The organism is Citrobacter sedlakii NBRC 105722, from assembly GCF_000759835.1.
Lineage (GTDB): Bacteria > Pseudomonadota > Gammaproteobacteria > Enterobacterales > Enterobacteriaceae > Citrobacter_A > Citrobacter_A sedlakii.
Window position 1 is genome coordinate 33,026 of the sequence record NZ_BBNB01000010.1, and the last position, 18,878, is coordinate 51,903.

General features: G+C 56.8%; 17 protein-coding genes. 8 read left to right on the forward strand and 9 right to left on the reverse strand.

The window, feature by feature from the left end:
- The first annotated feature begins 50 nt into the window (after window positions 1-50).
- The 4 genes from map to CSE01S_RS14535 all read left to right on the forward strand — a co-directional run bounded on the left by map (window position 51) and on the right by CSE01S_RS14535 (window position 4,976).
- Entirely contained in the window at window positions 51-845 is a 795-nt protein-coding gene (map, locus tag CSE01S_RS14520) for a type I methionyl aminopeptidase (protein ID WP_042289882.1), read from the forward strand.
- Window positions 846-951: 106 nt separating this feature from the next.
- Entirely contained in the window at window positions 952-3,624 is a 2,673-nt protein-coding gene (gene glnD / locus CSE01S_RS14525) for a bifunctional uridylyltransferase/uridylyl-removing protein GlnD (RefSeq protein ID WP_042289885.1), read from the forward strand.
- A gap of 31 nt (window positions 3,625-3,655) precedes the next feature.
- On the forward strand, window positions 3,656-4,480 hold the full coding sequence (gene dapD / locus CSE01S_RS14530) for a 2,3,4,5-tetrahydropyridine-2,6-dicarboxylate N-succinyltransferase (protein WP_042289888.1): 825 nt from the start codon (window positions 3,656-3,658) through the stop codon (window positions 4,478-4,480).
- 109 nt (window positions 4,481-4,589) lie between these two features.
- Window positions 4,590-4,976 carry a DUF3461 family protein gene (locus tag CSE01S_RS14535; RefSeq protein WP_042289892.1) on the forward strand — a complete coding sequence of 129 codons (387 nt, stop codon included), beginning with the start codon at window positions 4,590-4,592 and terminating at the stop codon, window positions 4,974-4,976.
- Window positions 4,977-5,064: 88 nt separating this feature from the next.
- Here the strand turns inward: CSE01S_RS14535 and cdaR are convergent, their stop codons facing one another.
- From cdaR to dgt, 3 genes are all read right to left on the reverse strand, one after another.
- Window positions 5,065-6,222, reverse strand: a complete 1,158-nt coding sequence (gene cdaR, locus CSE01S_RS14540) for a DNA-binding transcriptional regulator CdaR (protein ID WP_042289894.1) — start codon at window positions 6,220-6,222, stop codon at window positions 5,065-5,067.
- Between the two features lie 144 nt (window positions 6,223-6,366).
- Complete coding sequence (degP, locus tag CSE01S_RS14545; protein ID WP_042289896.1) at window positions 6,367-7,788, reverse strand: serine endoprotease DegP; 1,422 nt, start codon at window positions 7,786-7,788, stop codon at window positions 6,367-6,369.
- Window positions 7,789-7,917: 129 nt separating this feature from the next.
- Window positions 7,918-9,435, reverse strand: coding sequence for a dGTPase (gene dgt / locus CSE01S_RS14550; RefSeq protein ID WP_042289898.1), 1,518 nt, complete (start codon window positions 9,433-9,435; stop codon window positions 7,918-7,920).
- A gap of 80 nt (window positions 9,436-9,515) precedes the next feature.
- Here dgt and mtnN point away from each other — a divergent pair, with 80 nt between their 5' ends.
- From mtnN to CSE01S_RS14565, 3 genes are read left to right on the forward strand one after another with little or no spacing between them, the layout of a single operon-like run.
- Window positions 9,516-10,214: a 5'-methylthioadenosine/S-adenosylhomocysteine nucleosidase gene (mtnN, locus tag CSE01S_RS14555; protein ID WP_042289900.1), complete on the forward strand. Its 699-nt coding sequence runs from the start codon at window positions 9,516-9,518 to the stop codon at window positions 10,212-10,214.
- Window positions 10,207-11,007 (forward strand): vitamin B12 ABC transporter substrate-binding protein BtuF, encoded by an 801-nt coding sequence (btuF, locus tag CSE01S_RS14560; protein WP_042289903.1) that lies wholly within the window; start codon window positions 10,207-10,209, stop codon window positions 11,005-11,007. Before mtnN ends, btuF begins: the two co-directional genes overlap by 8 nt.
- A gap of 37 nt (window positions 11,008-11,044) precedes the next feature.
- A complete protein-coding gene (locus CSE01S_RS14565) occupies window positions 11,045-11,668 on the forward strand; it encodes a TRIC cation channel family protein (RefSeq protein WP_042289905.1) in 624 nt (207 codons plus the stop codon).
- A gap of 120 nt (window positions 11,669-11,788) precedes the next feature.
- Here CSE01S_RS14565 and erpA read toward each other — a convergent pair whose 3' ends face one another.
- Genes erpA through clcA form a run of 3 tightly spaced genes read right to left on the reverse strand, consistent with a single transcriptional unit; the run spans window position 11,789 to window position 13,636 of the window.
- Entirely contained in the window at window positions 11,789-12,133 is a 345-nt protein-coding gene (erpA, locus tag CSE01S_RS14570; protein ID WP_012904541.1) for an iron-sulfur cluster insertion protein ErpA, read from the reverse strand.
- Window positions 12,130-12,180 (reverse strand): small protein YadW, encoded by a 51-nt coding sequence (gene yadW / locus CSE01S_RS23540; protein ID WP_350396263.1) that lies wholly within the window; start codon window positions 12,178-12,180, stop codon window positions 12,130-12,132. The genes erpA and yadW overlap by 4 nt, the downstream gene beginning before the upstream one ends.
- Window positions 12,181-12,214: 34 nt before the next feature.
- On the reverse strand, window positions 12,215-13,636 hold the full coding sequence (gene clcA / locus CSE01S_RS14575; RefSeq protein WP_042289908.1) for a H(+)/Cl(-) exchange transporter ClcA: 1,422 nt from the start codon (window positions 13,634-13,636) through the stop codon (window positions 12,215-12,217).
- A 168-nt stretch (window positions 13,637-13,804) separates the two neighbouring features.
- Here clcA and hemL point away from each other — a divergent pair, with 168 nt between their 5' ends.
- Window positions 13,805-15,085, forward strand: coding sequence for a glutamate-1-semialdehyde 2,1-aminomutase (gene hemL, locus CSE01S_RS14580; protein ID WP_042289910.1), 1,281 nt, complete (start codon window positions 13,805-13,807; stop codon window positions 15,083-15,085).
- Between the two features lie 113 nt (window positions 15,086-15,198).
- Here the strand turns inward: hemL and fhuB are convergent, their stop codons facing one another.
- The 3 genes from fhuB to fhuC are packed head-to-tail and all read right to left on the reverse strand — an operon-like array spanning window position 15,199 to window position 18,865.
- Window positions 15,199-17,181, reverse strand: a complete 1,983-nt coding sequence (gene fhuB, locus CSE01S_RS14585; RefSeq protein ID WP_042289913.1) for a Fe(3+)-hydroxamate ABC transporter permease FhuB — start codon at window positions 17,179-17,181, stop codon at window positions 15,199-15,201.
- Window positions 17,178-18,068 (reverse strand): Fe(3+)-hydroxamate ABC transporter substrate-binding protein FhuD, encoded by an 891-nt coding sequence (gene fhuD / locus CSE01S_RS14590; protein WP_042289916.1) that lies wholly within the window; start codon window positions 18,066-18,068, stop codon window positions 17,178-17,180. Before fhuD ends, fhuB begins: the two co-directional genes overlap by 4 nt.
- Window positions 18,068-18,865: a Fe3+-hydroxamate ABC transporter ATP-binding protein FhuC gene (gene fhuC, locus CSE01S_RS14595; protein WP_042289917.1), complete on the reverse strand. Its 798-nt coding sequence runs from the start codon at window positions 18,863-18,865 to the stop codon at window positions 18,068-18,070. Before fhuC ends, fhuD begins: the two co-directional genes overlap by 1 nt.
- Window positions 18,866-18,878: the final 13 nt, after the last annotated feature.

Genomic DNA, 18,878 nt, shown 5'->3' on the forward strand with positions numbered 1-18,878 from the left:
AATACTTACACTAGTATTGTCGAAAAAATCGACACCGATGGACAGATTACATGGCTATCTCAATTAAGACTCCTGAAGAAATCGAAAAAATGCGCGTCGCGGGCCGTCTGGCCGCAGAAGTGCTGGAGATGATCGAACCGCATATCAAACCGGGCGTCAGCACGGGCGAACTGGATCGTCTTTGTAACGACTACATCGTCAACGAGCAGCACGCGATTTCCGCCTGCCTCGGTTACCATGGTTATCCGAAATCCGTCTGCATCTCTATTAATGAAGTGGTATGCCACGGGATCCCGGACGATGCCAAGCTGTTGAAAGACGGCGATATCGTCAACATTGACGTGACTGTCATCAAAGACGAATACCACGGCGACACCTCAAAAATGTTTATCGTCGGCAAGCCGACTATCCTGGGCGAGCGTCTGTGCCGCGTCACGCAGGAGAGCCTGTATCTGGCCCTGCGTATGGTAAAACCGGGCATCCGTCTGCGCGCCCTGGGCGCGGCGATTCAGAAATACGCGGAAGGCGAAGGCTTCTCTGTGGTGCGCGAATACTGCGGACACGGTATTGGCCGCGGGTTCCATGAAGAACCGCAGGTACTGCATTACGATGCGGACGACGGCGGCGTGGTGCTGCAACCGGGCATGACGTTCACCATTGAGCCAATGCTGAATGCCGGTGATTACCGCATCCGCACCATGAAGGATGGCTGGACGGTAAAAACCAAAGACAGAAGCTTGTCTGCACAGTATGAGCACACTATTGTAGTAACCGAAAACGGCTGCGAAATTCTGACCTTACGCAAGGATGACACCATCCCGGCGGTCATTACGCACGACGAATAACTGATTGCCTGATGGCGCTGTCGCTTATCAGGCCTGGAAATTTCAGTGTTCCCTGGGCCGGATAAGGCGTTTCGCCGACATCCGGCTTTTTAATGGGTGGCGCATAATGAATACTCTTCCTGAACAGCACGCGAATACCGCACTTCCCACCCTTCCCGGCCAGCCGCAAAACCCAGGCAGTTGGTCGCGTGACGAACTCACCGTCAGCGGGATTAAGTCCCACATCGATACCTTCCAGCAGTGGCTGGGCGACGCGTTTGACAGCGGGATCTCCGCCGAGCAGCTGATCGAAGCCCGAACCGAGTTTATTGATCAACTGCTGCAACGGTTGTGGATTGACGCGGGATTCGGGCAGATTGCCGATCTGGCGCTGGTCGCCGTCGGCGGCTACGGTCGCGGCGAACTGCATCCGCTTTCCGACATCGATCTGCTGATCTTAAGCCGCAAAAAATTACCCGATGACCAGGCGCAGAAAGTGGGTGAACTGCTGACGCTGCTGTGGGACGTAAAGCTGGAGGTCGGTCACAGCGTACGTACGCTTGAAGAGTGTCTGCTGGAAGGGCTGTCGGATCTGACCGTCGCCACCAACCTGATCGAAACCCGGCTGCTGATTGGCGACGTGGCGCTGTTCCTTGAGCTGCAAAAACACATTTTCAGCGAAGGCTTCTGGCCGTCCGACAAGTTCTACGCCGCCAAAGTCGAAGAACAGAACCAGCGCCACCAGCGCTATCACGGCACCAGCTATAATCTCGAGCCGGATATCAAAAGCAGCCCCGGCGGCCTGCGCGACATCCATACGCTACAGTGGGTCGCCCGCCGTCACTTTGGCGCCACCTCCCTTGATGAAATGGTCGGTTTTGGCTTTTTGACCCAGGCCGAACGCGCGGAGTTAAACGAATGCCTGCACATACTCTGGCGGATCCGCTTTGCGCTGCATCTGGTGGTGCCCCGTTACGACAACCGTCTGTTGTTTGACCGCCAGCTTAGCGTCGCCCAGCGTCTCAACTACCGTGGCGAAGGCAACGAGCCGGTCGAGCAAATGATGAAGGATTTCTTCCGGGTGACGCGGCGGGTCAGCGAACTGAACCAGATGCTGCTCCAGTTGTTTGACGAAGCCATCCTCGCCTTGCCGGCGGACGAAAAACCCCGCCCGATCGACGATGACTTTCAACTGCGCGGCACGCTGATCGACCTGCGTCACGACGATCTGTTTATCCGCGAGCCGGAAGCGATCCTGCGGATGTTCTATACCATGGTGCGCAATAGCGCGATCACCGGGATCTACTCCACCACCCTGCGCCATCTGCGCCACGCCCGACGTCATCTGAACCAGCCGCTGTGCTACATCCCGGAAGCGCGTTCGCTGTTTCTCAGCATGCTGCGTCACCCTGGCGCGGTCAGCCGCGGCCTGCTGCCGATGCACCGCCATAGCGTGCTGTGGGCCTATATGCCCCAGTGGTCGCACATTGTCGGACAGATGCAGTTCGATCTGTTCCACGCTTACACAGTGGATGAACACACCATTCGCGTGATGCTGAAGCTGGAAAGCTTCGCCAAAGAAGAGACCCGCCAGCGCCACCCGCTGTGTGTGGATCTCTGGCCCCGTCTGCGTCAGCCGGAGCTGATTCTGATCGCCGCTCTGTTCCACGACATCGCCAAAGGACGCGGCGGCGACCACTCCGTGCTGGGGGCGCAGGACGTGCTCAAATTCGCCGAGCTGCATGGCCTGAACTCGCGGGAAACCCAACTGGTGGCCTGGCTGGTACGGCAACATCTGCTGATGTCAGTCACCGCCCAGCGCCGCGATATTCAGGACCCGGAGGTGATCAAGCAGTTTGCCGAAGAAGTACAGACGGAGCACCGCTTGCGCTTTCTCGTCTGCCTGACAGTAGCCGACATATGCGCCACCAACGAAACGCTGTGGAATAGCTGGAAGCAAAGCCTGCTGCGCGAACTGTACTTCGCCACAGAGAAACAGCTGCGCCGCGGCATGCAGAATACGCCAGATATGCGCGAGCGCGTACGCCATCATCAGCTTCAGGCGCTGGCGCTATTACGGATGGACAATATTGATGAAGAGGCGCTGCACCATATCTGGTCGCGCTGTCGCGCCAACTATTTTGTCCGTCACAGCCCAAATCAACTGGCCTGGCACGCGCGACATCTGCTTCAGCACGACCTGAGCAAGCCGCTGATTTTGCTCAGTCCGCAGGCGACGCGCGGCGGAACGGAAATTTTTATCTGGAGTCCGGACCGCCCTTACCTGTTTGCCGCCGTCTGCGCTGAACTGGACAGGCGTAATCTCAGCGTCCACGATGCGCAGATCTTCACTACCCGCGACGGCATGGCGATGGATACGTTTATCGTCCTGGAGCCGGATGGCAGCCCACTGTCGTCCGATCGCCACGAAGCGATCCGCTCAGGGCTGGAACAGGCGATCACCCAGCGCAGTTGGCAACCGCCGCAGCCGCGTCGCCAGCCGGCAAAATTGCGCCACTTTACCGTGGATACCGAAGTGACGTTTTTGCCGACGCACACCGACCGGAAATCGTTCCTCGAACTGATTGCGCTCGACCAGCCCGGACTGCTGGCGCGGGTCGGGCAAATTTTTGCCGATCTGGGAATTTCGCTTCACGGCGCCCGAATTACAACCATTGGCGAGCGAGTAGAAGATTTATTCATAATCGCCACCGCGGACCGGCGTGCCCTTAATAATGCGCTCCAGCAGGAAGTGCATCAACGGTTGACAGAGGCCCTCAATCCAAACGATAAAGGGTAGTGTGTTTTTTTATTAGGGAAAGAGTTTACCAATGCAGCAGTTACAGAACGTTATTGAGACCGCTTTTGAGCGCCGTGCCGAGATCACGCCGGCGAATGTAGATACCGTGACCCGTGAAGCGGTGAATCAGGTGATTTCCCTGCTGGATTCCGGCGCACTGCGTGTTGCAGAAAAAATCGACGGCCAGTGGGTAACGCACCAGTGGCTGAAGAAAGCGGTACTGCTCTCTTTCCGTATTAACGATAACCAGGTTATCGACGGCGCGGAAAGTCGCTACTTCGATAAAGTGCCGATGAAATTTGCTGACTATGACGAAGCGCGTTTTCAGAAAGAAGGCTTCCGCGTGGTGCCACCTGCGGCGGTGCGCCAGGGGGCGTTCATTGCCCGTAACACCGTGCTGATGCCGTCTTACGTTAATATCGGCGCCTATGTTGATGAAGGTACGATGGTTGATACCTGGGCGACCGTCGGCTCCTGCGCGCAGATCGGTAAAAACGTTCATCTCTCCGGCGGCGTCGGCATCGGCGGCGTACTGGAGCCGCTGCAGGCGAACCCGACCATCATCGAAGATAACTGCTTTATCGGCGCGCGTTCAGAAGTCGTGGAAGGCGTGATCGTGGAAGAAGGTTCCGTGATTTCGATGGGCGTTTACATCGGCCAGAGCACCCGTATTTATGACCGTGAAACCGGCGAAGTGCATTATGGCCGCGTTCCGGCAGGTTCTGTTGTCGTTTCCGGCAACCTGCCGTCGAAAGATGGCAAATACAGTCTTTACTGCGCGGTGATTGTGAAAAAGGTCGATGCCAAAACGCGCGGCAAGGTTGGCATCAATGAGTTGTTACGTACCATCGACTGACAATGATTTGAAAAAGCGGGCATAGCCCGCTTTTTTTATCGCCTGAAGTGGCGGAAACGGGGCTTTTCGTTAATTATTCATAGGTTATGTTGAGATTAAGGGTACCGCTATGTACGACAATCTGAAAAGTCTGGGCATTACCAATCCTGAAGAAATCGATCGTTACAGCCTGCGGCAAGAAGCCAACAACGATATCCTGAAAATCTATTTCCAGAAGGATAAAGGCGAATTCTTTGCCAAGAGCGTGAAGTTTAAATACCCACGGCAACGTAAAACCGTGGTCGCCGACGGTATTGGGCAGGGTTACAAAGAGGTGCAGGAGATCAGCCCCAACCTGCGCTATGTTATCGACGAGCTGGATCAGATCTGCCAGCGCGATCGCACCGAAGTCGATCTGAAGCGCAAGATCCTTGACGACTTACGCCATCTGGAAAGCGTGGTCGCGAATAAGATCACCGAAATTGAGGCCGATCTGGAAAAATTGACGCGTAAGTAAGCGATTGTTGCCAGATGGCGCCGCCCACGTCCAGCCTACGCCCCCTGTCCTTTGTAGGCCCGATCAGTGCTGCGCCATCAGGCAAAAATTACCGTTGTTCATCAAGTTGTAGCGCCACATACAATAACAATCTGTCGTCAAAATTCCCCAGATCCAGCCCGGTCAGCTCTGAAATACGGTTCAGTCGGTACTCCAGCGTATTACGATGAATAAACAGCGCCTTTGACGTTGCCAGCGGCTGCACATTATGACGGAACCACGCCGCCAGCGTTCGGCGCAACAGGCCGTTATTATCCATTGCCTTCAGTCGCGCTAAAGGGCGCGCCAGCTCGTTAGCCTGCCAACCGCCGCGCAGACTGTCGAGCAGCACCGGCAACATTAAATCCTGATAAAAATAACTGCGGCTGTCCGGCATGCGCTGCTTGCCGACCATCATGGTAGTGCGGGCGGTACGGTATGAGCGGGCGATACTGCCGGGGCCGGTAAAGTAGTTGCCCAACGCGACGCGAAAACGCAGTTGCCCATTCTCTTTCATCCGCGAAATAAGCTGCTCAACGCGCCTGCGGTGATCTTCTGCATCCCAGCGACCAAACTGATTCAGCGCCGGTTTTAACACCACCATTTCGGTCAGCGAGACAATCGCGATCAGGTTATTGCGCTCGGGGGTGGTCAGCGCATTTTGCAATTGCTGCAGTTCCGCCATGGCGCTGTCGACGCCAAGCTGTCCGCTGTCGACTTCCACCACCGCCACCACGCGCGGCTGATTGAGATCGATGCCCAGACGCTGCGCCCACTCGGTCAGCGCCGGGGTGTTTTCTTCCGCCTGAATCAGGTTCATCACCAGTTCTTCACGCAGGCGGCTGTCCTGCGCCAGCAGGTGCATCAGACGTGACTGCTCCAGCATCATTTCTGCCGTCATGCATACCAGCTCGCCATATTTGCGTAAGTGCTCCGGCTCGCCGGTCAGACCGATCACGCCAACGATCTCCCCTTCCAGACGCAACGGCAGGTTGATCCCCTGACGCACACCGTGCAAGTGCCGCGCCACCGCGTCGTCAATATCAACCACGCGTCCCTGAGAGAGCACCAGCAGCGCGCCTTCGTGCAATTCACCAATACGCTCACGATCGCCGCTGCCGATAATCCGCCCGCGGGCATCCATTACGTTGATATTGGTATCAATGATGCGCATCGTCCGCGCCACGATATCCTGCGCCATTTTGGTATCAAGATGCCAGCCAGCCATAAACCCTCCTGTGAGCAGAGCTCAAGCATAAGGAAGATGACTAATCGCAGCATTGTGCAAATGCACAAAGCGAAGCAAAGAAGTATGGAGTTGTGGGGGGTATCACAAAAAGAACCCCCTTCCCTGTTCGGGAAGGGGGGGAGATTACTGCATCAGCAAATAGATGGAGCTATCGCCACGCTGAATATTCAGCGCAAGGACAGACGGCTTGCTGTCGAGGATCTTGCGCAGCTCAGCGATGTTTTTCACCGCCTGCTGGTTAGCGCCAACAATCACGTCTCCTTTCTTCAGGCCAATCTGCGCCGCTGGAGAATTCGCTTTCACGTTATTCACCACCACGCCTTGATCCTTGCCTTTGTTGCTCATTTCAGCGCCCTCAATGCCGCTGAAAATAGAGCTGGAATCCACCTGATTCTGGCTGCTCTGCTGCAGTTCCAGATTCACGGTCACCGGCTTGCCGTCACGCAACAGGCCGAGGGTGAGCTTGCTGCCGACCGGCATGGTGCCGACCTGCGCGCGCAGCGCGGCAAAGCTGCTGATGGGCTTGCCGTTCAGGGAGGTAATAACATCCCCGGCTTTAATGCCCGCTTTCGCCGCCGAAGAGTTTGGCATCACCTGGCTGACGAACGCGCCGCGCTGTGCGTCGACTTTCATCGCCTTCGCCAGCTCAGAGTTCAGTTCGGTACCCATAATGCCCAGCTCGCCGCGTTTCACCTGACCGAATTCCACCATCTGGGATGTGAGGTTTTTCACCATGTTGCTTGGGATGGCGAAGCCGATACCAATGTTGCCGCCGTCCGGCGCAAGGATAGCGGTGTTAATACCGATCAGTTCACCATTAAGGTTAACCAGCGCGCCACCAGAGTTACCGCGGTTGATCGCCGCGTCGGTCTGGATAAAGTTTTCATAGTTTTGCGCGTTCAGACCGCTACGGCCCAGCGCCGAGACGATACCGGAAGTGACGGTTTCGCCCAGACCAAACGGGTTACCGATGGCCACCGTGTAGTCGCCGACACGCAGCGCGTCGGAGTCAGCCAGTTTAATCGCCGTCAGGTTTTTCGGATCCTGGATTTGGATCAGCGCGATGTCAGAGCGCGGATCTTTGCCGACAATTTTGGCGTCGAATTTACGGCCATCGCTCAGCTGTACTTTGATTACCGTGGCGTTGTCCACCACGTGGTTGTTGGTGACGACATAGCCTTTCGCGGCATCAATAATGACGCCAGATCCCAGCGCCATGAATTTTTGTTGCTGGCCGCCGTTACCCCCGGGGCCTCCCTGACAGAACGGGGAACTCTGGAACGGAGAACCCTCCTGGCAGAACGGGGAGTCATCACCAAAGAACTGCTGGAAATTACGCGGCATACGCGGCGTATTTACGGTTGTGCTACCTTCAACGTTAATGCTGACCACCGATGGCATCACTTTTTCGAGCATCGGCGCCAGACTTGGCATCTGCTGAGCGGTCGTTGCTGAGGCGGTTTCAGCAGCCGTGGCAGAAAGCGGAGATAACGCCAAACCTAAACTCAGAGCCAGTGCACTCATTGCTAATGTGGTTTTTTTCATGTGTATCAATCTCGATTAACAGATAACGCAAAATTGCTGTGTACGTCAGATTCATTTTATAGCGCTAAGTTCCGGACAAAAGTTTATGGAAAAAGTAAAAATTTATTGTCCGTCTTTACAAAAGTTGCTTTATTGCTCGACCGCCATGAGCCGTCGATATTCATCCCACGCGTAAAGGTCTGTCATGCCGCTGATATAATCCTGGATCAGACGGCAACGGTAATAATATTCCAGCACCGGATACTCGGGGGAATCTGACGCTAATTTACTGACGGCTTCAATGTACGCCAGTCGATGACGAGTGGAGAGTTTCTGAAATAATCTGGATTCTATCGGAAAGCGTATCAGCCGCTCTTTTTCCACCAGCTCGCTGAAGTCTGCTAATGGAAGACTTAATAAAGGCCGGTAAATGTCTAATAAACCACTGATAACGCGATACCCCTGCAGCTCAAGTTGTTCCACGTCGGGGTGGCTAAACACATGTTTTATGGCGACATTTTTATAGAGCTTAAGCAAACGGCTAACGCTGCTGCCATCTTCCAGTAACGCCTGATTAAAGGTGCCCTCAAAGATCTGCTCAAGATTATCAATAAAACGCTGCGCGGCATAAGGCACTAGCTTATTTAGGGTGTTCACCCGCAAATACATAAAGAATTGATCTTCCGTACTCCGACTCAGCGTATTTGCGCGGGATTTCTCCCACGCATTTTCCACCACCTGCGCAAACAGAGAGCCTTTTTCGTGCTCGCCCCAGGCCTCGTGCAAATGGTGATACAACTGCTCTACGCTGAAAATTCTTTTCTCTACGGCGTCCTCAAGATCGGCCACGCAATAAGAAATATCGTCAGCGGCTTCCATGATCCAGGTTAATGGAAAGCGGCTGTAAAGCGCGAGATCAAGTTCCTGACGTAACCTTGCAATATAGGACTCTTCAGAAAGATAGTAGCCCGGTTTTTTCATTAAATAATGATGCGTCGTAGGCGTTTCCCCCCGCCACCATGCCGGACGGGTATATTTTAAAATCCCGCCCACCTGCGCCCAGGTCAGGTTCATGCGCATTAAGGTATGCACCAGACGTATCCCCTGCGCATTGCCTTCGAAATGGCATAAATCCTGGCGGACTTTGCGCCGGATGTCATTCAGGGACTCCTCCCCTTCGCTCAGGCGCAGCGCGGCGACAATACAGCGGTCCTCCGTCAGCGGCTGGCTTTCGGCATCTGCCGGATGCAGACGCTGGCGAAACCAGTCGTTGATTGCCGCTTCGCCAAAATGACCGAACGGCGGATTCCCAATGTCGTGCATCAGGCAGGACATTTCGACAATGCTTTCGAAGGGACCGGTCAGTTCGTCCAGCCCGTAATGCGCCAGCAGTTGCTGTTCCTTAAGACGGCTCAGCACTTCTTTGGCGATATAGCGTCCCACCTGCTGCACTTCCAGCGAATGGGTAAGACGGGTGCGCACCGCCGCGTTGCGCTCCAGCGGAAACACCTGCGTCTTTTGCTGCAAACGGCGGATCGCCGGAGAGTTAATAATGCGCCCACGGTCACTCTCAAAAATGCGCAGGATCTCATGCTCAGTCTTCACACCCTGAGGTGAGCGGTAACGACGATGCCAGTTTATTTTTTTGCGGAAATCAATCTGAGCCATCTCCTCCCCCATGAACATGCACTTCCCGTTAAGCGCATGATAGACTATGCCTTTAAATCTCACCTGGCGCGAGTAAATCTATGAAAATCGGCATCATTGGTGCAATGGAAGAAGAAGTTACGCTGCTGCGTGACAAAATCGAAAACCGTCAAACGTTCAGCCTGGGCGGTTGTGAAATCTACACCGGTCAGTTAAACGGCACCGACGTTGCGCTGCTGAAATCCGGCATTGGTAAAGTGGCTGCAGCGCTGGGCGCGACGCTGCTTCTTGAACACTGCAAGCCGGACGTGATTATTAATACCGGTTCCGCAGGCGGTCTGGCGCCAACGTTAAAAGTGGGCGATATCGTGGTGTCTGATGAAGCACGCTATCATGACGCCGATGTTACCGCCTTCGGCTATGAATTCGGTCAGCTTCCGGGCTGTCCGGCAGGGTTTAAAGCCGACGAAACGCTGATCGCGGCGGCGGAATCCTGCATTGCGGCGTTAAACCTGAACGCGGTTCGCGGGCTGATTGTCAGCGGCGACGCCTTCATTAACGGCTCCGTGGGGCTGGCGAAAATCCGCCATAACTTCCCGCAGGCGGTTGCTGTTGAAATGGAAGCTACCGCGATCGCGCACGTCTGCCATAACTTTAAAGTTCCGTTTGTGGTGGTTCGCGCTATTTCTGACGTCGCAGACCAGCAGTCGCACCTGAGCTTTGACGAGTTTCTGGCCGTCGCGGCCAAACAGTCCAGCCTGATGGTCGAAACGCTGGTGCAGAAACTGGCGCATGGTTAACGCATTCTTCAGGGCGTTGGTCGCCCTGCTGATTCTGCTGCCGGTGTGGCTGTCAGCCGCACCGCGCGTGATTTCCCTTTCTCCCGCCAATACCGAACTCGCCTTTGCCGCAGGCATCACCCCCGTCGGCGTCAGCAGCTATTCCGACTATCCGCCAGCGGCAAAGAATATTGAACAAGTGTCCACCTGGCAGGGCATGAATCTGGAACGCATTGTGGCGCTGAAACCCGATCTGGTTATCGCGTGGCGCGGCGGCAATGCGGAACGACAGGTTAATCAGCTCACCTCGTTAGGGATCCAGGTGATGTGGGTGGATGCCGTCACCATCGAACAAATTGCCGACACGCTGAAAAAATTAGCCGCCTGGAGCCCGGAGCCGGAAAAAGCGCAACGCGCCGCACAAAGCCTGCTGGACGACTATCATCAACTAAAATCGGCGAACGCGGCGAAAGCCAAAAAACGCGTCTTTCTCCAGTTTGGCATCAATCCGCCGTTTACCAGCGCAAAAGGATCGATTCAAAACCAGGTGCTGGAGCTGTGTGGCGGAGAAAATATCTTTGCCTATAGCCGGGTTCCCTGGCCGCAGGTAAGCCGTGAACAGGTGCTGGCGCGCGCTCCGCAGGCGATCGTGGTGGCAGGCGATGCGGATGAAACCCGCAAAATTCAGCGATACTGGGGCGATCAGCTCACTATTCCGGTTATTCCTTTAACCAGTGACTGGTTTGAACGCGCCAGCCCGCGTATTATCCTCGCCGCAAAACAACTCTGTAGTGCGCTTTCAGAGGTGAAGTAAAACCCGTCACAGCACGGCTGGTCTTGAGGATAACGTGATGCTCGTCTATTGGCTGGATATTGTCGGTACCGCGGTATTTGCTATCTCTGGCGTATTGTTGGCTGGAAAATTGCGCATGGACCCGTTCGGCGTACTGGTTCTGGGCGTCGTGACAGCCGTCGGCGGTGGAACGATCCGTGATATGGCGCTGGATAACGGGCCAGTGTTTTGGGTGAAAGATCCGACCGATCTGGTGGTGGCGATGGTCACCAGTATGCTGACGATATTGTTGGTGCGCCAGCCCAGGCGCTTGCCCAAATGGATGCTGCCGGTACTCGACGCCGTCGGTCTGGCGGTATTCGTCGGGATTGGCGTCAATAAAGCGTTTATTGCCGGCACCGGTCCGTTGGTCGCAATCTGTATGGGCGTGATCACCGGCGTCGGCGGCGGGATTATCCGCGACGTGCTGGCGCGTGAAATCCCGATGATTTTGCGGACTGAGATTTACGCCACAGCCTGCATTATTGGCGGAATTGTTCACGCCACCGCGTTTTATACTTTTGCGATCCCGCTGGAAACGGCAAGTATGATGGGGATGATCGTGACATTATTCATTCGCCTGGCGGCGATCCGCTGGCATCTGAAGCTGCCGACGTTTGCATTAGATGAGAATGGGCGTTAAGGCATCGGGGCGAGAAGCGCAGGCCGGATAAAACGTTAGCCGCCATCCGGGACATCGCCCGGCGGCGTTACGCTTACCGGGCCTGTAGAACGGTTAACCGGCGGGACAACCGGCAACTGATCAAATACTGAACGAAGAACCACACCCGCAGGTGCTTTTCGCATTCGGGTTGGTTACGACGAAGCGTGACCCTTCCAGACCTTCAGTGTAATCCACGGAGCCGCCAACCAGATATTGCAGGCTCATCGGATCAACCACCAGACCCACCCCCTGTTTCTCGATGGTCATATCACCTTCGTTGACCTGATCGTCAAAGGTAAAACCATACTGGAAGCCGCTGCAACCACCACCGGTAATATACACGCGCAGCTTCAGATTCGGGTTATCTTCGTCAGCGATCAGGCTTTTCACTTTATTGGCTGCTGCTTCAGTAAATTGCAGTGGCAGCGCTACGTCATCACTCATATTTTTGCTCCAAACGACATCGGCAATTGGGCAAATTCTGACCCAATACGAAAATCATTATCTAATACCCTGGTATTTCATTCAAGTATTCTCGCCAGCGGCCGCCGTCTGGCTTTTTGCCGCCTGTTCCGCTTCCTGCTTCGCCAGGGTGCGGGCAAGAATGGTGGAGTATAGCGGTTTTCCGCCGAGGAATTGCGCCAATAGTGTTGCGCCGAGACAGGTAATAATCATTGGCAAAATGAGCTGGTAATTGTCGGTCATTTCCAGCACCAGCACGATGCCGGTCAACGGCGCGCGTACCGACGCCGCCATCAGCGCCCCCATGCCGGCGATAGCAAAAGTGCCTGCTTCCAGCTGATAGTGCGGAAAGAAGGCCGCCGCCGCCATGCCGAACGCGGTTCCCAGCAGCGTGCCGAGCGCCAGCATCGGGGCGAATATTCCACCCGGCGCGCCGGAGGAGAAACAAAGCAGCGTAGTGATTACCCTGGCGACAAAGATAAACAACAGCAATCCGACGCTAAAATTGCCCGCCGCAGCGATGGGGATCAGATTAAACCCGCCGCCTGCCGCTTCGGGTTCAATCAACCCGAGAATACCGCACAGTCCGCCAATCGCGCCGCCCATCAGCACCCATTTGGTGATATTGCCGCCGTGAAAGCGCTGGAACATATCCTGCGTACGCAGCACCAATCTATTAAACAGCGGCCCCACGCAGCCAAAAATCATACCGAGGATCAGATAGAGCCACAGCGTATTCACCGGCGCGTTAGACAGTTTACCGACCTCGATAATCGGTGCTTCGCCATTGACCACGCGAAAGACAATGCTCGACATAATCACGCCCGTGAACACAGCCTTAATGGAAATCAGGTTATAGCGAAACTGCGGACGCATCTCTTCGATGATAAACAAAATGCCCGCCAGCGGCGCATTAAACGCCGCGGAAAGACCGGCTGCCGCCCCGGTAGCCAGCAGCGTATGGCGAGCTTCGGCGCTGCGCATACGAAAAATATCCAGCACCATCCGGCCAATGTTGCCGCCGATCTGGACCGTTGGCCCTTCGCGCCCCAGCACCATACCGGCCCCCAGCGTCCCCATCCCGCCGATAAATTTCACTGGCAGCACGCGCCACCAGCGCACCGGACGCAGCTCTTCCAGCGCGCCTTCGATCTCCGGGATCCCGGAACCACCGGCTTCCGGCGCGAATTTGCGCACCAGAAAATAGCCCACCATGGCGAGCAGAGCGGAAAGCACAAATGCCAACGGCCAGACGAGAAACGCGTGATCGGCAACGCTGACCAGCGTGCTGATACGCATGTTCTGCACCCAGGTCACCGCTTTTTCGAACGCCACGCCGACCAGGCCGGTCACGGTGCCGACCACCGCCGCCATCAATAAGATCGCCAGTGGCGTTTTGTCCCGCTCAAGCAAACGACGGATTTGATCCCGGCGCCGCAAGCGCACGATTTGCTGTGCTTCAAAAGAGGGAGTTTCTGTCTTCATCAGATGATCATTAATTGGTAATACAAATGCAGAGGCGGCATTGTACTCGCCTCTCGCCGGAAAATCCCCTGCAAATCGTGATGTTTCAAATGCGCAAAACTTTCATAACCTTCTCTGAATAATTAGAATAGCGGGCATTCACTTTTTCTACGAACCAGGAATCCATCCATGAGTAAGTCTGAAAACCTCTATAGCGCGGCGCGTGAGCTCATCCCCGGCGGCGTTAACTCTCCTGTTCGCGCCTTTACTGGCGTGGGTGGCACTCCGCTGTTTATCGAAAAAGCTGACGGCGCGTATCTGTACGATGTCGATGGTAAAGCCTATATCGATTACGTCGGCTCCTGGGGACCGATGGTACTGGGGCACAACCACCCGGCCATCCGTAATGCGGTGATCGAAGCCGCCGGGCGTGGTTTAAGCTTCGGCGCGCCAACCGAAATGGAAGTGAAAATGGCGGCGCTGGTGACGGAGCTGGTGCCGACGATGGACATGGTGCGCATGGTAAACTCCGGTACCGAAGCGACCATGAGCGCCATTCGTCTGGCGCGCGGTTTTACCGGGCGCGATAAAATCATTAAATTCGAAGGCTGCTACCACGGCCACGCCGACTGTCTGCTGGTGAAAGCCGGCTCCGGCGCGCTGACGCTGGGTCAGCCAAACTCGCCAGGCGTGCCGGCGGATTTCGCCAAACACACGCTAACCTGCACCTATAACGATCTGGATTCCGTCCGCGCCGCGTTTGAGCAGTTCCCGCAGGAGATCGCCTGCATCATCGTTGAGCCGGTCGCGGGCAACATGAACTGCATCCCGCCGCTGCCGGACTTCCTGCCGGGTCTGCGCGCCCTGTGCGATGAATTTGGCGCATTGCTGATCATTGATGAAGTCATGACCGGCTTCCGCGTCGCGCTGGCGGGCGCGCAGGACTATTACGGCGTAACGCCGGATCTGACCTGTCTGGGCAAAATCATTGGCGGCGGTATGCCAGTGGGCGCCTTCGGCGGCCGTCGCGAAGTGATGGATGCGCTGGCGCCAACCGGTCCGGTGTATCAGGCAGGGACGCTGTCCGGAAACCCAATTGCGATGGCGGCAGGGTTTGCCTGTCTGAACGAAGTGGCCCAGCCGGGGGTCCATGACACGCTGGGCGAACTGACGACCCGTCTCGCCGAAGGTCTGCTGGCAGCCGCACAGGAAACGGGTATTCCACTGGTAGTAAACCATGTCGGCGGCATGTTCGGCCTATTCTTTACCGATGCGAAAACGGTCACCTGCTATCAGGACGTGATGGCATGCGACGTAGAACGCTTTAAGCGTTTCTTCCACCTGATGCTGGAAGAAGGCGTGTACCTGGCGCCGTCGGCGTTTGAGGCGGGCTTTATGTCGATCGCACACAGCATGGACGACATCAACAACACTATCGACGCCGCGCGTCGGGTGTTTGCAAAGCTGTAATAACGAGAAGGTTATCCATCGCAGGCCGGGTGAAGCGAAACCGCTACCCGGCCTTTTTATTGTCTGAAGGCGACGCCAGACGTTTTATCTGGCCGACAACGCAGACTGCCGTCTTATCGACTCTGCTTACGCAGCAGATAAATAAAGTATGGCGCGCCAATAAAGGTGGACAGTATTCCGGCCGGGATCTGATACGGGAACATCAGCATTCTGCCGCACCAGTCAGCAAACACCAGCAGTAATCCCCCCGCCAGGGCCGACATCACCATATGCGGCAGGGTGCGGCGAAAGCCCAGCATTCGCGCGATATGCGGCGCCATCAGCCCGACAAAACTTAACGGGCCGATGGTCATCGTCGCCGTGGCCGTCAGGCATGCCGCCAGCAGCAGCAGCGCAATACGCGACGGCGTCAGCGCCATCCCCACCGCCCGCGCGGTATCGCCACCCAAGGGTAAAATCGTCAACCAGCGACGGCACAGCGGCGCGATCGCCAGCAGAATCACCATCACCACGCCAGTTCGCAGCACCTGCTCTTCCGACGCGTTATAGGTTGACCCTGAAATCCAGGTCAGCACTTCCGCCATGCGCGGATCGCCGCTGGCCTGTAGCATCATCAGCAGCATCGTAAACGCCGTGCTGAGCGCCATCCCCGCCAGCAGCATCCGGTGAGGTGAAAAACCCCCGCGCCCGGCGGCAATCATAATGATCAACAGCGTCCCCGCTGCGCCGAGACTCCCGGCGGGCAGCAGCCAGCCAAACGCGTTGCCTGGCACCAGAAACAGCATCAGGACGACGCCAAACGCCGCACCGGAGCTGATCCCAAGCACTTCCGGACTCGCCATTGGGTTACCGGTCAGACGCTGGATAATACACCCCGCCACCGCCAGCATGACGCCGGCGATAAGCGCCGCCAGAATACGCGGCCAGCGCCACGACATCAGTTCATCCAGCAGCGCCCCGCTCGCCCAACTCCAGCCATGGGCGTCGCGACCCAGCGAAAGCGCCACATACGCGCCAAGCAACAAAATGACCAGGCCCGCCAGCGCGTAACCCGCCACGTGCTGGCGCTCTGCGGCCACGCGATTGCTGACGTTCATATCCGGCGCGCTCATACTGCGTAAACGCGGCAGCAGCCACAGCAGCAGCGGCGCGCCAATCAACGCCGTCACCGAACCGGTAGAGACCTCCATCCACACGCGGCTCAGCCAGATAATCACCTGATCGGAAAGCCAGAGGATCAGCGCGCCGATCAGCGGCGCGAGAATCAGGCGCGGCAGCAGGCGTCGCGCGCCGAGCATTTTCGCCAGCAGCGGCGCAAACAGGCCAATAAAGCCGATGATCCCGACCGCGTTGACCAACAACGCGCTAAGCACTATCGCCAGCGTCAGAGCCGCCAGACGCGCCAGCGACAGCGCCAGGCCCAGATTACGCGCCACGCCGTCATCCAGCCCCATCAGCGTCAGCGGACGCAGCAGCAACAGCGTAAGCATCACGCCACCGAGCAGTTGCGGCCAAAGGCGCTGCACGCCGCTCCAGTCAGTTTGTGTCAACGTACCGGTGCTCCAGAGGAACATGCTTTGCAATTGATCGTGATGGAATAACACTAACAGCTGGTTAATCGCCCCGCAGTAGAGGCTTACCACCAGACCCGCGAGGATCAGCGTGACGGGTGAAAGGCGCTTGCCCCACGCGACGCCAAACACCAGCGCGCCAACGATACACGCCCCGGTAAGCGCGGCAAACTGCGCCGCCATCGCTCCCGGAATCGCCCATAGCGTCGTTACCGTAATCCCCAACTGAGCGCCCGTCGCCACGCCGAGCGTGGTCGGTTCCGCCAGGGGGTTACGCAGCACCTGCTGGAACAATACGCCCACCAGACCCAGTCCGGCCCCTACCAGCAGAGAAATCACCAGCCGCGGCAGCAGGCTGTAGTGAAACATCATCTGTTCGATAACGTTGATATCCGGCGCCCACAACGCCTGCTGCCACTGGCTACGCGGCAGCGCGAGGGAAAGGTTTCCCCAGGTTAAGCCCGTCGCGATAACACACAGCAGAACCAGCAAAAAAGCCGGGAAGAACGCGATACGTTTACTCACGCTTTGCCTCCCAGCGCGTTATCGAGAATGCGTACAAAGTGCATTGTCGATAACGTTGCGCCATAAAACCACACTGCCGGCACGCGCTGGAAGCGCCCTTCGCGTACGAACGGCATCGCCCGCCATAGCGGCGTACGCATCAGCGTAGCCATCTCTTTATTGTTGCCATGATCAAAACAGAGCACATCGGCATCTTTGTACGCGGCAAGGCGATCGATCCCCACCGCCGTGCTGCCCCAGAAGTTGGTTTCCCCCTGCCAGGCGTTGCGGATCCCGTACTCATCCAGCACCTCCTGGAACAAACAGTTCGGACCAAAGACCAGCATATGACGGGCATCGAGCAGGGTAATCAGCAGCAACGGACGCGTGCCTCGTTGAACGAAGCGCGGCTTTTTACTTTCGATAAACCGATCGAATTCACTGAGATGCCGGGCTGCCGCCGCGTCCAGATTCAGCAGTTGCGCCATCTCATTCAGCGACTTACGGGCCACCGCCAGGGGCTTATTGCCGTCGCTAAAGTTAAAGCCGCGCCCGGGCGCGATGCGCGCCAGCTTCTCCGGGGACGGACCATAACCTGTCGACCAGAACATGTACGAAGGCTTCATTTCGGTCAGCAGTTCGAGATTAGGTTCGGTACGCAAACCAATATCGATGACCGACGCCGGGAGCGGCGGCTCGTTCACCCATAGCCGGTAGTTAGGAATATCTGCAACGCCATATGGCGTGATACCGAGCGCCAGCAGTAGCTCGACCGGCAGCCATTCCAGCGCCACAATGCGATGCGGATCAACAGATGCCGCACGCGCCTGGCTCATCTGCCAGATGAGCGGAGAGAGCGCCATCGCCGTTAATAAACGACGACGCGTTAATTGGTGTAATCCGTTCATTAATAAACAAAACTCACGGGAGCAGCACCGGTCGGATGCGGCAGAATACCCATCGGGATACCGTATATTTGCTCCAGCGTCTCGCTGCGCATCAGTCCGGCAGGTGTGCCCTGGGCTATCATTTCACCGCCGCGTAGCGCAACCAGGTAGTCGCAATAGCGCGCGGCCATGTTGATATCATGCAACACGGCAATGACCGTCAGACCACGCTGCTGACTTAAGCGGTGCACCAGCGCCAGCACATCCACCTGATGGGCAATATCCAGCGCCGAAGTCGGCTCATCGAGCAGCAGGCAGCGGCTGTCCTGCGCCACCAGCATCGCAATCCACGCGCGCTGACGTTCGCCGCCGGAGAGGCTGTCCACCAGACGATGCGCCAGCGGTTTTAAGCCCACCAGCGTAATGGCTTCCTCCACTTTTTCTCTGTCCGCTACGCCAAAACGCCCCAACGCCCCGTGCCACGGATAACGCCCAATCGCCACCAGTTCGCGGACGGTCATGCCCTCCGCCTGCGGCAACTGCTGTGGCAGATAAGCCACCTTTCGGGCGAAAGCTTTGCTGCTCCAGCTGTCCAACGGCTGATCGTCAAGGAGGATCTCCCCTTCGGACGGCGGCTGATGGCGACCCAGCATTTTCAGCAAGGTGGATTTACCGGAGCCGTTGTGACCGATCAGCCCCGTCACTTTCCCCACCGGGAAGGTTAACGACAGAGGATGCAGAAGCGTGCGCCCGGGAACGCGAAAGGCGACATCACGCAGTGCAAAAGTGGTATCGGGAAGAGGGGTGTGTTCCTGCATAGCGGCCAACTTG

Bases quoted from the DNA above. Each gene is read 5' to 3' on its own strand.
- map (WP_042289882.1), top strand. From the start codon at position 51: ATGGCTATCTCAATTAAGACTCCTGAAGAAATCGAAAAAATGCGCGTC.
- glnD (WP_042289885.1), top strand. From the start codon at position 952: ATGAATACTCTTCCTGAACAGCACGCGAATACCGCACTTCCCACCCTT.
- dapD (WP_042289888.1), top strand. From the start codon at position 3,656: ATGCAGCAGTTACAGAACGTTATTGAGACCGCTTTTGAGCGCCGTGCC.
- CSE01S_RS14535 (WP_042289892.1), top strand. From the start codon at position 4,590: ATGTACGACAATCTGAAAAGTCTGGGCATTACCAATCCTGAAGAAATC.
- cdaR (WP_042289894.1), bottom strand. From the start codon at position 6,222: ATGGCTGGCTGGCATCTTGATACCAAAATGGCGCAGGATATCGTGGCG.
- degP (WP_042289896.1), bottom strand. From the start codon at position 7,788: ATGAAAAAAACCACATTAGCAATGAGTGCACTGGCTCTGAGTTTAGGT.
- dgt (WP_042289898.1), bottom strand. From the start codon at position 9,435: ATGGCTCAGATTGATTTCCGCAAAAAAATAAACTGGCATCGTCGTTAC.
- mtnN (WP_042289900.1), top strand. From the start codon at position 9,516: ATGAAAATCGGCATCATTGGTGCAATGGAAGAAGAAGTTACGCTGCTG.
- btuF (WP_042289903.1), top strand. From the start codon at position 10,207: ATGGTTAACGCATTCTTCAGGGCGTTGGTCGCCCTGCTGATTCTGCTG.
- CSE01S_RS14565 (WP_042289905.1), top strand. From the start codon at position 11,045: ATGCTCGTCTATTGGCTGGATATTGTCGGTACCGCGGTATTTGCTATC.
- erpA (WP_012904541.1), bottom strand. From the start codon at position 12,133: ATGAGTGATGACGTAGCGCTGCCACTGCAATTTACTGAAGCAGCAGCC.
- clcA (WP_042289908.1), bottom strand. From the start codon at position 13,636: ATGAAGACAGAAACTCCCTCTTTTGAAGCACAGCAAATCGTGCGCTTG.
- hemL (WP_042289910.1), top strand. From the start codon at position 13,805: ATGAGTAAGTCTGAAAACCTCTATAGCGCGGCGCGTGAGCTCATCCCC.
- fhuD (WP_042289916.1), bottom strand. From the start codon at position 18,068: ATGAACGGATTACACCAATTAACGCGTCGTCGTTTATTAACGGCGATG.
- fhuC (WP_042289917.1), bottom strand. From the start codon at position 18,865: ATGCAGGAACACACCCCTCTTCCCGATACCACTTTTGCACTGCGTGAT.